13 protein-coding genes and 1 pseudogene are annotated in these 13,994 nt (G+C 40.6%); 5 read left to right on the forward strand and 9 right to left on the reverse strand.

The features are described 5' to 3' along the window. Nucleotides 1–27 precede the first annotated feature (27 nt). The 3 genes and pseudogenes from CYCME_RS03345 to msbA all read right to left on the reverse strand — a co-directional run. Nucleotides 28–296: pseudogene (locus CYCME_RS03345) on the reverse strand (integrase core domain-containing protein); the annotation flags it as partial. 185 nt (nucleotides 297–481) lie between these two features. Further along, nucleotides 482–2,032, reverse strand: coding sequence for a glycosyltransferase family 39 protein (locus CYCME_RS03350; RefSeq protein ID WP_020932153.1), 1,551 nt, complete (start codon nucleotides 2,030–2,032; stop codon nucleotides 482–484). A 4-nt stretch (nucleotides 2,033–2,036) separates the two neighbouring features. Continuing rightward, nucleotides 2,037–3,785: a lipid A export permease/ATP-binding protein MsbA gene (gene msbA, locus CYCME_RS03355; protein WP_041932885.1), complete on the reverse strand. Its 1,749-nt coding sequence runs from the start codon at nucleotides 3,783–3,785 to the stop codon at nucleotides 2,037–2,039. A 110-nt stretch (nucleotides 3,786–3,895) separates the two neighbouring features. Here msbA and CYCME_RS03360 point away from each other — a divergent pair, with 110 nt between their 5' ends. Both CYCME_RS03360 and rfaP read left to right on the forward strand, forming a co-directional pair. Beyond that, nucleotides 3,896–5,029 (forward strand): glycosyltransferase family 4 protein, encoded by a 1,134-nt coding sequence (locus CYCME_RS03360; RefSeq protein WP_020932155.1) that lies wholly within the window; start codon nucleotides 3,896–3,898, stop codon nucleotides 5,027–5,029. Further along, entirely contained in the window at nucleotides 5,019–5,822 is an 804-nt protein-coding gene (rfaP, locus tag CYCME_RS03365; RefSeq protein WP_020932156.1) for a lipopolysaccharide core heptose(I) kinase RfaP, read from the forward strand. The genes CYCME_RS03360 and rfaP overlap by 11 nt, the downstream gene beginning before the upstream one ends. Here the strand turns inward: rfaP and CYCME_RS03370 are convergent. Then, nucleotides 5,819–6,637: a lipopolysaccharide kinase InaA family protein gene (locus tag CYCME_RS03370; protein WP_020932157.1), complete on the reverse strand. Its 819-nt coding sequence runs from the start codon at nucleotides 6,635–6,637 to the stop codon at nucleotides 5,819–5,821. The two genes, rfaP and CYCME_RS03370, sit on opposite strands and share 4 nt — an antisense overlap. Nucleotides 6,638–6,660: 23 nt before the next feature. On the opposite strand from CYCME_RS03370, the gene CYCME_RS03375 reads away from it, so the two are divergent. Together CYCME_RS03375 and CYCME_RS03380 are read left to right on the forward strand one after the other, a co-directional pair. Continuing rightward, on the forward strand, nucleotides 6,661–7,422 hold the full coding sequence (locus CYCME_RS03375) for a lipopolysaccharide kinase InaA family protein (protein ID WP_020162542.1): 762 nt from the start codon (nucleotides 6,661–6,663) through the stop codon (nucleotides 7,420–7,422). 130 nt (nucleotides 7,423–7,552) lie between these two features. Beyond that, nucleotides 7,553–9,286 (forward strand): carbamoyltransferase, encoded by a 1,734-nt coding sequence (locus CYCME_RS03380; RefSeq protein WP_016390605.1) that lies wholly within the window; start codon nucleotides 7,553–7,555, stop codon nucleotides 9,284–9,286. A 25-nt stretch (nucleotides 9,287–9,311) separates the two neighbouring features. Here the strand turns inward: CYCME_RS03380 and CYCME_RS03385 are convergent, their stop codons facing one another. Both CYCME_RS03385 and CYCME_RS03390 read right to left on the reverse strand, forming a co-directional pair. Then, a complete protein-coding gene (locus tag CYCME_RS03385; protein WP_020932158.1) occupies nucleotides 9,312–9,983 on the reverse strand; it encodes a lipopolysaccharide kinase InaA family protein in 672 nt (223 codons plus the stop codon). After that, nucleotides 9,983–10,189 carry a DUF465 domain-containing protein gene (locus tag CYCME_RS03390; RefSeq protein ID WP_020932159.1) on the reverse strand — a complete coding sequence of 69 codons (207 nt, stop codon included), beginning with the start codon at nucleotides 10,187–10,189 and terminating at the stop codon, nucleotides 9,983–9,985. The genes CYCME_RS03385 and CYCME_RS03390 overlap by 1 nt, the downstream gene beginning before the upstream one ends. A gap of 55 nt (nucleotides 10,190–10,244) precedes the next feature. On the opposite strand from CYCME_RS03390, the gene CYCME_RS03395 reads away from it, so the two are divergent. Beyond that, a complete protein-coding gene (locus tag CYCME_RS03395; RefSeq protein WP_041932886.1) occupies nucleotides 10,245–10,787 on the forward strand; it encodes a hypothetical protein in 543 nt (180 codons plus the stop codon). A 6-nt stretch (nucleotides 10,788–10,793) separates the two neighbouring features. Here the strand turns inward: CYCME_RS03395 and rsmA are convergent, their stop codons facing one another. Genes rsmA through CYCME_RS03410 form a run of 3 tightly spaced genes read right to left on the reverse strand, consistent with a single transcriptional unit; the run spans nucleotide 10,794 to nucleotide 13,890 of the window. Beyond that, nucleotides 10,794–11,579: a 16S rRNA (adenine(1518)-N(6)/adenine(1519)-N(6))-dimethyltransferase RsmA gene (gene rsmA, locus CYCME_RS03400; RefSeq protein ID WP_041932887.1), complete on the reverse strand. Its 786-nt coding sequence runs from the start codon at nucleotides 11,577–11,579 to the stop codon at nucleotides 10,794–10,796. Further along, a complete protein-coding gene (gene pdxA, locus CYCME_RS03405; RefSeq protein WP_020932162.1) occupies nucleotides 11,563–12,561 on the reverse strand; it encodes a 4-hydroxythreonine-4-phosphate dehydrogenase PdxA in 999 nt (332 codons plus the stop codon). Before pdxA ends, rsmA begins: the two co-directional genes overlap by 17 nt. A 30-nt stretch (nucleotides 12,562–12,591) precedes the next feature. After that, nucleotides 12,592–13,890, reverse strand: a complete 1,299-nt coding sequence (locus CYCME_RS03410) for a peptidylprolyl isomerase (RefSeq protein ID WP_020932163.1) — start codon at nucleotides 13,888–13,890, stop codon at nucleotides 12,592–12,594. Between the last annotated feature and the right edge of the window lie 104 nt (nucleotides 13,891–13,994).

Raw genomic sequence — 13,994 nt, forward strand, 5'->3', positions numbered from 1 at the left:
TTTTAAGTAGAGGTTATGCTGCATTTATTAAACGTCTAGGCGGTACGCCCCAATTGCTGTATGCAGACGTTCATTATTGTAAGACCAAAGCGACTTTGTGGCTAATAATTGAGCTTGTTCAATAGACTCAAATAGGTGTAAATCTAACCATTCATGTCGAGCTGTTCGGTTGAATCGTTCAATATAGGTATTCTGAGTTGGTTTGCCCAGCTGAACATAAAGTAACGTAATTTCCTGTTTACTGTCCATTTTTTAAGAGTTTGGCTGATGTACTCAGGGCCATTATCGCAGCGTATCGCTTTAAAGCACCTATGGATTCAACCGGTCACTACACCACTATCCATAAAAGAAAAGTGAGCATGAAATAAACTAAAGTGATGTCAGCTCCTTGTTGCCAACCCGTTAACATAGAATAAAGATCATGACTGATACGGGTAGAAAAGCAAAAATAAACTCGTAGTTATTAAAAAGCATTAATAATTTATGGTTTAAAAATAAAAACACTATCACCTTTACGGTTCTTAAAAGCTTTTACTGGTTCGATAGCTAATGAAGTAAGCAAGCTTGAGGCGCCATCAGTGTTCTTTCGGCTGATTTGTACAGCCAAAATGTCAAACTGATTTAACTTTCCATTATTTATTTCTCGAATCACGGTGTTAAAGCTAGGTTCGTTAATTCGTTTTCCATTATGAGCGCCAGCATAGAAACTGACAAATTGATTATTGGTGAATAATAAAGCGTTTTTGTCTTTATTTGCAGCAATCCATCGGCCTGCATCCTTCAAGTAATCCTTGCTGACGCCCGTTGATATGAGCCCATCAAAAGTTAAGACTATAAAGAATACGAGCGTAATTTTTGCTATGTACGTTTGTGTTGTTGAAAAAGCTTTTTTTTGTAGTTGTTGGTAAGCTAATTGAACTAAAAAGGGTAGTGGAATGATGAGTATTAGAGCAAGAGGAATTGGGTAGCGCCCTGCGAGGAAGTATGTAGACGTTAGAAAACCACATAAAATAATAATGTTAATGGCTATTAGGTAAATCCATGGCCATATTAATTGGCGGTTTAAGACTGTTCTTTTTAAGAAAAAGATGGACGTTAAGGCAAGGGCATAAAGAGGGCTGGTTGCGCTAACTATTTCAGTTAATAAAACAAGTATGAAAAAGAAGATAAGAAGAGCAGGGGCATAGTCATTAGAAAAGCCTTGGGGAGAAAGTGTATTGATGAATGTTTGGGTTGAACTAAGAGCAGATGAAATACTTGTAATAGCGGATGTAAGGGCTTGCTGAAGTTGGTTGAATTTTGTGAAGCCACTGACGTTTAAAGGTTGATAAGTACTGCTGTAGGCAAAGACACTCAGTAAAGTAGCCGCAAGTATTAAAATTGTAAGAGAGTTTGGTTTTTGTACTAACGAAATATGACGAAGTAATAATAGTAGCGGTAAGGTGATAATAAAAATGACACCTTCAATTCTAAATAAAGCAGCTATAGAAGTGAATAATGCTAAAGAAATAACAGTTTTTAGTGTTGGTTTTTTATAGGCTTTAATAAAAAAATAGCAGCTGAGTAGATAAAATGCCCAATAACCATGATCTCGGATGATTAGGTTACGATATTCATTTAAGTTTGGATAGCAGAGAATAATTAAGCTAGCACAATACAGGTGTACTTTTTGTTTGCCACCAAACTCTTTAATGAGCAGAATGAATGCGGCACAAGTAGTCGCTGTAAATAATGCATTCAAGACATGAGCTGAAGACTCTAAAGTAAGTGAAGTCAGTGTAGAAACTAGTGAGATAATATAAGGGTAAAAGAGCCAGTTATAGGCCTCTGTTGCAGCTTGCCACCCTCCTTGTTGAATGAGTGATGCTAGATACAAATAAAATATTCCGTCACTATTGATAACGGAATCATCTATCAATTGAGACAACGATAAAAGTAAACTTATAACGACAGTAAAAAAGAGAAGGGTTCGTAACTCAGTTTGAGTGGCGTCATTCGAGTTGGTTAGCGAATGAATAATTTTTTCCTTCATATGTCTAAGTATTATTTACTTGGTTTTTTAATAACTTTGCGTAAAGCCCGCTGTTTTCTAATAGGCTGCTATGCGTTCCAGATTCAATAATTTCACCTTGGTCCATCACTAAAATCTCATCAGCATTTTGAATGGTTGAGAGTCTATGCGCTATGACAATAGTAGTACGGTTCTTCATGGCTTTTTCAAGTGCATTTTGAATCAGTTGTTCTGACTCAGTGTCCAAGGCAGATGTGGCTTCATCTAAAATGAGAATAGGCGCATCTTTTAGTAAGGCTCTTGCAATCGCTATACGTTGCCGTTGCCCACCGGACAGTTTTAAACCATTTTCTCCCACTAATGTATCCCAACCGTCAGGCAGTTGTTCAATGAACTCATAGGCATTGGCTTCTTTGGCGGCTTGCTTGATCAACTCAAGAGGTTTTTTTTGCAGAGTGCCATAGGCGATATTGTTGGCAATCGTGTCATTAAACAGCGTAACATTTTGGGTGACTAACGAGATATGTTCGCGCAAATTAGCAAGTTTGTAATCGTTAACGTCCACATCATCAATAAGAATTTCCCCTTGTTGATGATTATAAAATCGTGGTATTAAATTAGATAAGGTTGTTTTTCCACTGCCTGAGCGACCTATTAAGGCAACAGTTGTCCCAGGTTTAATTGAAATGTTGATATTTTTTAATATGTTTTTTTGCCCGGTTGAATAACTAAAGCTCAGGTTTTTGATGTCAATTTTCCCTTCTATACGGCTGGGTTGGTATTGACCATGATCATCTTCCTGGATTTCATCTAACACGTTAAAGACGCTTTCGGCACCGGCAATGCCTTTTTGAATTTTAGCGTTCACTTCGCTCAGCTGCCGAATGGGTTTTGGTATTAAACCTGCCGCTGTAATGTAGGCTACAAACTCGCCAGGAGAGGCGTTAGTCATTAAAAGCAGAGCCAGGTAGATCATTAATGCCAGCGCACAAGCAACAATGAGTTGAAGCACTGGCGTGTTAATGGCACCAGTTTGCACCATTTTCATGGTTTGTTTAAAATTTGACAGGCTGGCTTTAGTAAAACGTTCTTTTTCGTAATCCTCACCACCAAAACTACGAACGACGCGATAGTTTTTGATGAGTTCTGATGAGACGTGAGTAATGTCTCCCATTGTTGTTTGAATGTTTTTGCTAATCGCTTTAAATCGCTTACTGGCGTAATTAACAAGAAGCCCGATGATGGGCGCTATCGCTATGAAAATAAGAGAGAGCATCCAGTTCATGTACATTAAGTAGCCAAGAAGACCAATAACAGTAAGGCCCTCTCGAACAATAATCTTAACGGCATCCGTGGCTGCAGCAGTCACTTGCTGAACATCATAGGTCACTCGAGAAAGAAGGTGTCCTGAGTTTTGGTCGTCAAAAAATCCGTGCGGTAAGTGGGTATATTTGTTAAATATTTTGCAACGTAAGGTATGTACAACGTTATTAGCAACTTTAGCAATATAATAACTGCCTAGGAATGAACCAATCCCCCTAAAAAAAACAATACCAACTGTTGCGATCGGAACCCAGTAAATTTCATCACGTTGTTCAGCTTGAAGTGAATCAACTAAGTACTCCATCAAGGCAGCAAGCGCAGGTTGTGTGAGGGCAAAAATGAAAAAACCTAATAGGCTAACGGAAAAAGGCTTCCAATAGGGCCAAACGTATTCAAGCAGCCTTAAGTAAATTTTAATGCTGGATGGGGCTTTTTTAGTTTGCTTGTTCAATGTTTAACCGTTGCGCTTAACAATCCAACATTTTAACGCATAGTTTGACCATTGCTAGGGTGTTTAGGGGTAAAATTATTTTAATTCAATAGGATTTTATTTTAGCTTCCATGCGTTTAGCTTTTGCACTTTATAAGTATTTCCCGTACGGCGGACTAGCGCGTGATTTTATGCGTATTGCGGATATTTGCCTTGAAAAAGGTTACCAAGTTGATGTGTATGTAATGGAATGGCAAGGTGATCAAAAGGCTGGCTATAATGTCTCTGTGTTGCGTTCCTCGGGGTGGAGTAATCATGCCAAAGTTGCTGACTTTCACCGGCAATTGAGATCAAGGTTGGAGCAACAATCGTATGAGGCAGTGATCGGTTTTAATAAAATTCCCGGTGTTGATGTGTATTATGCCGCGGATCCTTGTTACATCGATCGCTTTTCTGCCCGGTCGTTTTTCAATAAACTCAATCCGCGATATCGTTTTTACGCTGGGGTGGAAAAAGCTGTTTTCAAAGCACCCAGTCGTACGGTATGTTTGATGATATCAGATGTGCAAATGGCACTGTTTAAAAAGCACTACCAGACTGCTGCTGAAAGGTTAGTGATGTTACCGCCAGGCATTGATATCAACCGACGTAGACCATTAGATGCACTTCGTAAGCGGGCAGCTTTTCGTCAACAGCTAGGCATGCTTGAGCAAGATTTAATGGTCTTGATGGTTGGAACTGGGTTTAAAACCAAGGGCGTTGACCGAGCGATAAAAGCAATAGCGGCGTTACCTGAAGGGTTGAAGAGTAAAACGTCTTTAATGGTTGTTGGTGAAGATGACCTTTCTAGCTATGAGCGTTTGGCCCGAGAAAACAAGGTAAGTGAACGGGTTCACTTAATGGGAGGGCGGTCAGATGTGCCTGATTTTTTATTAGCGGCTGATCTGCTGTTACATCCTGCGCGTAAGGAGAATACGGGAACGGTTATTTTAGAAGCAATGGTTGCAGGTCTACCCATGTTGGTAACGGATGTGTGTGGTTATGCAAAGTATGTTACGCAGTCTAAAGCAGGTGCAGTAATGTCGTCACCCTTTAATCAGCAGTTACTTAATGAACAGTTAGTGAGCATGCTAACGGATGGTAAAACCAATGAACGGCGTGACCATGCATTAGCATTTGCAAACAAAGAAGACTTATACAGCATGCCTGAAAAAGCAGTAGAGGCGATTGAAACTGTCATAAATAGGAAACGGAATGAAACTTGAAGTAACGGAAGAGTTTCAAAAAGATTGGGGCGACACCCCTAGCTTTGATCAGTTAATGGCACTTGACGGTGAAATGTATCGACAAGTGGCGCGACGTAAAACATTTAAGTTTCTTCTTAAGGAGACGTTTTACTTTGCAAAAATTCACCACGGTGTTGGTTGGAAGGAGATTTTAAAAAACATTATTCAGGGGCGTTTACCTATATTGGGTGCCGAAAATGAATATGATGCCATTCGTGATCTAACAAAGCTTGGCATTAAGACGATGACACTTGCAGCTTATGGGCGGCGTGGGTGGAATATCGCCGAGCAAGAATCCTTTGTGCTAACACGGTCACTTGAACCGGCCATAAGCTTAGAAGATTTCTGTGCAAATTGGGCAGTAGATAAGCCTTCGCTAAAATTAAAGCGAGCATTGATTAGATGTGTGGCTAGCATAACGCGGAAAATGCATGAAAATGGCATTAATCATCGAGATTTGTATATTTGCCATTTTTTATTGAAAGAGAATGAACTTGAAGTTTTTAATGGCAATAAAGATGTTGATCTTTATTTAATAGACTTACATCGGGTACAAATAAGAGCTAAAACGCCGATGCGCTGGTTAGTAAAAGATTTGGCCGCTTTGTGGTTTTCAAGTATGGATCTTGGCCTCAGTCGTCAGGATTTGTTTTACTTTATCTATCACTACACTGGGAATAAAGCGACTAAAGAATTAACCGGGAACAAAAAGTTTTGGGCTGCAGTAAAAAGAAAAGCACGGATCTTAAAAGCTAAACCGATAAAAGCTTAAGGCGTTATCTTTTTAGGTGGGCGGCGGCTTAAATGCTTGGCAATATCCAAAAACAGCTTTCTAGCCTCTGCTTTTGATGCGGAGGGACCAAGGTAAGAATAAAGCATTCTGTATAATTGTTGGGTGGTAAAGAAGCAGAGTGCTTTGCGGGCTAAGCCGCTTAAGTCGGCCACCTTAAGGCGGTAATTAAAAAATTTACGCTGAATCCCTCGAGGGCAATCTATCCAAATAGGTGTGTAAGTCTGTCCTGTTTGTTGGATAAGGATATTCCGCCATTTGAGATCTAAATGAAACAGCCCTGTGTTATGAGCGGTTCTTATTTGTTGGAATAATTGTTCCTTAAGACTATTAAGTATAAGTCTGCGCTCACGGTTGGGCATTTTTAACAGGACTTTTTTGAAAAAGTGATCTAATTGCATGCTATTAGGTTGTTCCTTTGTCACGATGCAAGTAGCCTCTAAGCGGCCAAAGGAGCGTTGCTCATATAAGGCAATGGTATCTAAGGTTGGAATGCCGATGTTCTTAAAACGTTGGTAGTTAATTGACTCATTAGCGGCTTTGCTTCGGCGTAAGAAAAATTCCCAGCGATTTTTTTTATAGACATACCTTTTGAAATAAAAAACTCCTTGATTGCTTGGCAGAGTAATTTTTAGGCAGGTGGTTTTGCCTGATGATAAAGTTTCACCAGTATTAAACGTTAGCCAGTTCGATGCATCATTGAGCCCGATAGTCGATAAAGTGGAGCGGTATTGAGGGACTATATTTAATCGAGTACCGTGAAAAATATACCGATATAATGATTTCCTAGAGGACATTAGATGTGTAAGTTGGTGATCAAATGAAACATTATATAGCTGAAAAATGGCGGGACATACTCGTTTTTAATGACTTAGACAGTTATGAAAAAGTATGGGCGCTGAAAGCAGATTGGTTTGAAGAGCCCAATTACCGCCGAGGTGGTTGGAGCGGAGTTTCTAGGGTTGAGTTAAAGTTGCCGCTAGGTGGTTCAGTCGGGGTGTTTTTAAAACGTCAAGAGGACCATGTGACGCGTACACTGGGGCACCCCATTAAAGGGTTTTCCACGTTTGCTAGAGAATTCAATGTTATTCGTGCTTTTCAGCAGCATAATATTCCATCGTTAGAAGTCGTTTTTTTTGAACAATGGAAGCAAGATGGGCATCAACGTGCTTTTATTATGACCGAGGAATTGTCTGGTTATGCTCCGCTATCGTCCGAAGACTATAGGATGGGCTCGGCACTGTTAGCAAACGAACAACAAAAAACGGCACTATTTGAAAAACTGGCTGAACTACTCCATAGCATGCATAAGCATAAGTTTCAGCATAACTGTTTATATCCAAAGCATGTTTTCGCAAAGCAATTAGCAGCGGGTGGGGTGGATTTACGCGTTATAGACTTGGAAAAAGTAAAAAAAGTGCTGACAAAGAAGCAAGCTATGTATAGGGATTTAGATACCTTATTACGACATGCTAAGACGTGGAGTGATGAAGATAAGTTAGCATTTTATAAGACCTACCAAGGTGAGAGCTATTTGAGCAATGGTTCACAACGGCTTTGGAATAAGCTGAATAAAAAATAAATTTAATGGGCGCTGAAAAGGCTGTCTTGTGGGTTGAAATTATAAACAGCAAGAACCTTGGATCCTGTAAAATGCTGCAAAAAGAATCACCAAGCTAGGTGAAATAACAGGAATTGAAAACGGATTATTTATGATAGTTTTAGGTTTGTCGGGTGCAGTTAGTCATGACGCATCAGCAGCGTTATATATTGATGGGAAATTAGTTGCGGCGGTTGAAGAAGAGCGCTTTTTACGAGATAAACACGCAAAAGGTCAGTTTCCCTACGAATCTACCAAGTTCTGTCTAGAGTACGCGGGTATTAAACCAAGCGATGTCGACGTAGTGGCGTTTCCGTACGCGAAAATAGGCTTATCTAGTCCAGCGAGATGGCATTATGCAAAACGGCATTGGTATGCGCCGGATCGTGCGCTGATGGCATTGTTTAATGGTAACCGTCGATATGAGCGTAACTTCAATAGTGTTATGAAAATGCTCGATGACCTTGGCATTGGCTCTCAGCGTGTTAAGTATGTTCCAGTTGAACATCATTTAGCGCACGCGAGTAGTGCGTATCACTTAAGTGGTTTTAAAGAAAAAACAGCTATTCTTGGCATTGATGGAAAAGGTGAATACGCAACCACCTTTTTCGGTTACGGTGAACATGGAAAAATTCATAAAATAAAAGAATTTTATGATCCTGATTCACTGGGCGGTGTTTATGGCGCAATTACCGAATTTCTCGGTTTTGAAATGCTTGATGGCGAGTTTAAAGTAATGGGGATGGCACCCTATGGCGACCCTTCCCGGTTTGATTTTTCACGTTTAATTGAAACCGATGGTAAGGATTTCCGAGTGAATACTAAGTTGGTTAATTGCTTGGGCTTACGTCGTTATAAAGAAAATGGCAAAGGCTATTTCTTTAGTCCAAAGTTGATTGAGTGGCTGGGGCCAAAGCGTGAAGGTGATGAGATTGATGACCCGTATATTGATTATGCTGCAAGCATTCAAGCCTTGCTTGAAAAAGTAGCGCTGGGCCTAATTGATACCTATCTAGGCGACACCTTAAAAGAAACTGGCAAGTTATGTTACGCCGGTGGAGTTGCTCTTAATGTTAAATTGAACCAGCGCATTATTGCTCGACCTGATGTTAAGGAACTGTTTGTACAACCTGCTGCAAGTGATGCAGGAACAGCGATTGGTGCGGCGAGTTATGCGGCTCAAGAATTAGGCGATGAGATTGAAAAAATGGAACATGTCTACCTTGGGCCAAAATACACCAATGAAGAGTGTATTCAGGCCTGTTTAGATCACCCGAATAAACCAAAGTATGAAGTGTTGGAAAATACGACGCAATACACAGCTAAGTTGTTGGCTGAGGGTAACCCTATTTCATGGTTCCAAGGCCGTATGGAGTTTGGCCCTCGTGCGTTAGGCAATAGAAGTATTATTGGCAACCCCAGTAGTAAAGGTGTGGCAGATAGAATTAATGCACAGATCAAATACCGCGAACGTTGGCGACCTTTTTGCCCAAGTATTTTAGATACAGTGGCTGAGGATATATTGCAAACCGATCACCCAAGCCCTTATATGACGTTTACCTTTGATGTGGCAGAAAGTTGGAAACAACGTATTCCGGAAGTAGTGCATGAAGATGGAACAGCACGGGCACAAATTGTCACTGAAAAAACTAACCCTCGTTATTATTCGCTGATTAGCGAAGTTGAAAAGCTCAACGGCAATGGGGTTGTGTTAAACACCTCGCTAAACCGTCGTGGAGAGCCAATGGTGTGTTCACCAACCGATGCCCTAAATATGTTTTATGGGTCTGACTTGGAATATTTAGTGATGGAAGATATTTTAGTGAGAAAACATAACGTCGACTAGGTGATGTGTTCTTGCAGTACTTTGTTTACGTCGCTGATGTATTACTCAAATTAGACTGTAAGCCACGGTTTAGAGCTGCTGCATCGGTTTTGTTTAACGGGCTGGCCTCAAGGTAAGCTGAAAGAAAGGCTTCAGTGTGTTTTTTGAGTAAGTCTTTATCTGCCTGATAACGAAGTATGTGTTGAAAATTCCGTATGCGTAACGTTAACTTGAGGGCTTTTTTCTTGATTTGCATATCTGAAATATCAATCAGTGCAAAGTCCCCATTAGGACAAACAAGAATGTTTTTTAAATGGGCAGAGCGGAAATAAACTCCTTTATTGTGTAGCTTGGCAATAAAGCTTCCAAATTGTCGAAAGAGGGCATCGCTATTGAGTGTGCTATCGCTTAAGACATCGCGCAGTAATAAGCCGTCTAAGCGTTGGTATACAATGAGATGACGCTTAATGCTGTGACACCAAAGTAGTCGATTAATTTTAACCGTTGGAATACCAAGGGTGTCAAGCTGTTGAGCGTTGTTTACAAAACGAACCGCGTAAGGTTTTAAAAGAGCAGTCGAAAAGAATCGTTTTCGGCGAAATAATTTAATGATTTCACCTTGCTGAGTATCCAGTACTTTTATACCGGCGCCATCTTTTTCTATTACCTGCGCACCGTCAATCAGTTGTAGGTATTGTTCGTAACTAATTTTTTCCATTAGGCATCAATGTCGGGGATTAAGGTGCTTTTCAAGTGTACGATTTGATCTTTTATAAATAGTCGCCTTTTTTTTAATCGACGAATCCTCAGTTGATCAGGCTGAATTTCTTCACTTAAATGGTCGATGATATAGTGTAAATCTTGATGTTCTTGGTTGAGTTCAATAATCCTGAGCTCTATTTGATCATTTTCACTTAATCTCATTTCGATTTACACAAAGCGCATTGAATAAACGCCTATGGTACAGCATACTTGCGGCATGAATAATGATTTTAAAACAGTGTTACGGCTATTTGTTGATCTTTGTCTCATCAAGAAAGGGCCGCAAGATGTGCCGGACTCTACAATATTATTGAAAGCCGTATTTTTTATTTATTTTCTATCAGGTAGTTTACTGCTTTCAAGTTCTATGGCATTCGGTGAGGCAGTTGTTCAATCCTTCATTGAAACCATATTGTTGGGCTTATTCGTCTATATATTATTGAGTTTCTTTGCACTCAAGAATCGTTTTAATCAATCAGTAACAGCGATTTACGGAAGCGGTGCTTTAATTACCGTAATCAGTGCTCCATTTGTTTTTTTGATGGGTGGTATGACTGGTAATGAAGGCTCAACCGGCGTGCTAGGTTTGGTCGTCTTTCTAATTGTTTGTTGGAGCTTTGCTGTGCTGGCAAATATTATTCGACAAACAATACAAAAGAGTTTGGGTGTGAGTTTATTATTAACGTTTTGTTACTTGTACTTGTCCTACCACGTAATACAGCTGATATATCCTGTTGAAGTAGCGTTGGTTGCTCAATAATTTAACTTAAGCACGACTGAGTTGATTGCTAAGGTTAACGAAGTCATCAATTGTCAGGGCTTCTGCACGAAGGCTGGGGGCGATGTTAGCGGCGTCAAGTGCGTTGTCATCACAAATATTTTTTAATGTGTTCTTAATGGTTTTACGACGCTGAGAAAAGGCGGCCTTTACTATGGTTTCAAATAGCTGCATATCATCAATCAGGTATTTTTGTTGGCGGTAAGGAGTAATACGGACGATACTCGACATGACTTTAGGTTGTGGGTGAAAACATTCTGGTTCGACATCAAATAGTGCTTCAACCTGACAATGAAGTTGCACCATGATACTTAGGCGACCAAATTGCTTGCTGCCAGGCTGTGCTTGAAGCCGATTAACAATTTCCTTTTGCAACATAAAATGCATATCTTTGATATGCGAGGCTTGGGTTAATAGATGGAACAATAAGGGCGTTGAAATATTGTAAGGTAAATTCCCAATAACTCTCAATGGCTGGCCATGGTCTAAAGCAGCAAAATCAAAGGTTAAGGCATCTGCACTGTGAAGGGTAAAGCGGTCGATATGAGAAAAGCGGCTAGTTAGTTGCTCTACTAAATCTCTATCCAACTCTACTACATCAAGCTCACATTGAGCATCAAGGAGTGGTTCTGTAATAGCGCCTTGACCTGGTCCAATTTCAACAAGGTGTTCAGTGGCGATAGGGTCTATGGCCATGATTATCTGATGAATAATTTGGCTATCTTGTAGAAAATTCTGGCCGAAGCGTTTACGAGCTTTATGTTGTTTGTTCAAGGGTTGACCTTTGTGCGAGTTGTATGGCAGTGTCTAAAGCAGATGCTAAACTGCTTGCACTGGCCTTTCCTGTGGCGGCTAAATCAAGAGCTGTGCCGTGATCAACAGATGTGCGAATAATTGGTAGACCTAAGGTGATATTAACAGCGTCGCCAAAGCCAGAGAACTTAAGGGTTGGTAAGCCTTGGTCATGGTACATTGCTAACACCACATCATGTTTTTCAAGCACGGGTTGTGTAAACGCGGTGTCAGCCGGCAGGGGGCCAGTCAGGCAGATATTATTTAGGCGTAATTTTTCAAGTGAAGGAATAATGGTGTTAATTTCTTCATTGCCCAAGTGACCATTTTCACCTGCATGGGGGTTGAGCCCACAGACGGCGATTCGCGGGTTGGCGATGGCAAATTGCCGTTGAAGATCATGGTTTAAAATTGTAATCGTTTTTTCCAGTAAAGTAGGGGTAATGGCTGCGCTAACATTGCTTAGTGGAAGGTGCGTTGTTGCAAGAGCAACTCGTAAGGTTTTGGTCGCTAGCATCATTACTGGGTAGCTGCCGCAATAATCAGCTAAAAACTCAGTGTGGCCAGAAAAGGGTATATGAGCATCATTAATAACACTCTTTTGGACAGGCCCAGTAACGAGTGCTTGGCATTGATTGTCGAGACAAAGTTGAGCGGCGGCTTTGAGCGTTTCAACGATATACGCGGCATTGCTGACATCCAAGAGCCCACTAATTTCTTGCTTAGCGAGTTTAATTGGAAACACGTTCATAGTGCCGGGTTTATGGGCGCTAGAGGCTTGCCTTAGGTCTGCTTGTTGAATGTCGATGGAAAGGTTTAGTTCAGTAGCTCTACGGGCTAACAGGTTAGGGTCAGCGACAAAAATAAGCTCGCAGGGCCATGGTTTCAGGCAGATTTGCAGACAAATATCAGGCCCAATACCGGCAGGTTCGCCAGGTGTAATAACAATTCGAGGTAATGGCATGATTACATGATCACTGGATAAAAAAGATAATTAGTTATCCAAGCGATATTCAATGTAAGCATCATCCCTTAACTTAGTTAACCACGACTCAATCGCAGCATCTGCTTTACGTTTTTGTAGTTGAGAACGTGCTTGAGCTTCGCGCATCAGTTGGGTGTTATCTTGTTCCTCGCGACCTAACACTTGAATTAAGTGCCAGCCGAATTGGGTTTGTACAGGTTGGCTAATTTCATTGATCTCGAGTGTGTTCATGGCGGCTTCAAAAGCAGGCACCAGAGCACCGGGTTGCACCCAATTTAAGTCGCCGCCATTAATGGCTGACCCTCTATCTTCGGAGTTTGTTCTTGCTAATGCAGCAAAGTCTTCGCCGTTTTCAATACGCTGTTTAAGATTGAGCAATCGGTCCTGCGCAATTTGATCGGTAATCAATGCATTAATTTTAATAAGAATATGACGAACATGTGTTTTAGTAATCATTACCTTTTGTTGGCCACGTGTCCCAAACAGTTTAATAATATGGAACCCACTAGGGCTTTCAATAGGGTCTGAAAACTCATTGACTTGCATTTTCTCAACGAAGGGCGTTAATAATGACGGCATTTGCGCTAATTTCATCCACCCAAGGTCACCACCATCCAATGCATTGCTGGCGTCTGAATTTGCAATGGACAGCGTAGAGAATTTCTTTCCTTGTTTAAGGCTAGTAATAATTTTTTCTGCCTTGTTACGAGCGGTTGTTATTTGTTGTGGTGATGCGTTTTCAGGCGTAGCAATGAGGATATGTCCTAAATGATACTCTGTAGACTGGTCTCCTTCGCTTTGTTCTAGGTAGTTTAGAAAACTGGCGACTTCTTGGTCTGAAACTTTAACTTCATGATGTACATAACTTGCTTGTACACGTCTGACTAACATCTGATCTCTAATTGAGTTCTTAAAAGACTTCAGCGTAACGCCATCTTTTTGTAGAACGTCTAAAAATTCTTCTGTTGAAAGTTTATTGGCGGCTGCGATACGTTGCATGGAGTCTTCGATTTCCGCGTCAGAGATTTTCATTGCACTTCGTCTAGCAATTTGTAGTTGTAGTTCGGTTTGTACCATACGGTCTAATACGCGTTTTTCAATATCGTCTCTTGATATTGAGGCACGTTGTTCAGCGGGTAGGCGTTGGTAGGTTTGTTTAACTTGCTCGTCTAATTGGCTTTTTAAAATAACGCCTTTATCAACAATGGCGACAATGCGGTTCATAGACTCTTGTGCGAAGACAGCAGGCGAAAGGAAGCTACATAGCACGATTGCATTAATAAAGAGAGCGCGATTAAGATTATTCATGATGGAAAGATTCACAAGTTAAAAGGGGCTTAAATAGAAGGTTAAAATAACATTTGGATTGCTATTATGTAACCTTCTATTTACTGTTGAGAGTGATTTTTCTG

Origin of the sequence: Cycloclasticus zancles 78-ME (genome assembly GCF_000442595.1) — a bacterium.
In the GTDB taxonomy this organism is placed as follows: Bacteria; Pseudomonadota; Gammaproteobacteria; order Methylococcales; family Cycloclasticaceae; genus Cycloclasticus; species Cycloclasticus pugetii.

Coding starts and splice junctions, on each gene's coding strand:
- CYCME_RS03370 (WP_020932157.1), bottom strand. CDS start 6,637: ATGTCCTCTAGGAAATCATTATATCGGTATATTTTTCACGGTACTCGA.
- CYCME_RS03380 (WP_016390605.1), top strand. CDS start 7,553: ATGATAGTTTTAGGTTTGTCGGGTGCAGTTAGTCATGACGCATCAGCA.
- CYCME_RS03350 (WP_020932153.1), bottom strand. CDS start 2,032: ATGAAGGAAAAAATTATTCATTCGCTAACCAACTCGAATGACGCCACT.
- CYCME_RS03360 (WP_020932155.1), top strand. CDS start 3,896: ATGCGTTTAGCTTTTGCACTTTATAAGTATTTCCCGTACGGCGGACTA.
- CYCME_RS03375 (WP_020162542.1), top strand. CDS start 6,661: ATGAAACATTATATAGCTGAAAAATGGCGGGACATACTCGTTTTTAAT.
- rfaP (WP_020932156.1), top strand. CDS start 5,019: ATGAAACTTGAAGTAACGGAAGAGTTTCAAAAAGATTGGGGCGACACC.
- CYCME_RS03410 (WP_020932163.1), bottom strand. CDS start 13,890: ATGAATAATCTTAATCGCGCTCTCTTTATTAATGCAATCGTGCTATGT.
- CYCME_RS03385 (WP_020932158.1), bottom strand. CDS start 9,983: ATGGAAAAAATTAGTTACGAACAATACCTACAACTGATTGACGGTGCG.
- pdxA (WP_020932162.1), bottom strand. CDS start 12,561: ATGCCATTACCTCGAATTGTTATTACACCTGGCGAACCTGCCGGTATT.
- CYCME_RS03395 (WP_041932886.1), top strand. CDS start 10,245: ATGAATAATGATTTTAAAACAGTGTTACGGCTATTTGTTGATCTTTGT.
- CYCME_RS03390 (WP_020932159.1), bottom strand. CDS start 10,189: ATGAGATTAAGTGAAAATGATCAAATAGAGCTCAGGATTATTGAACTC.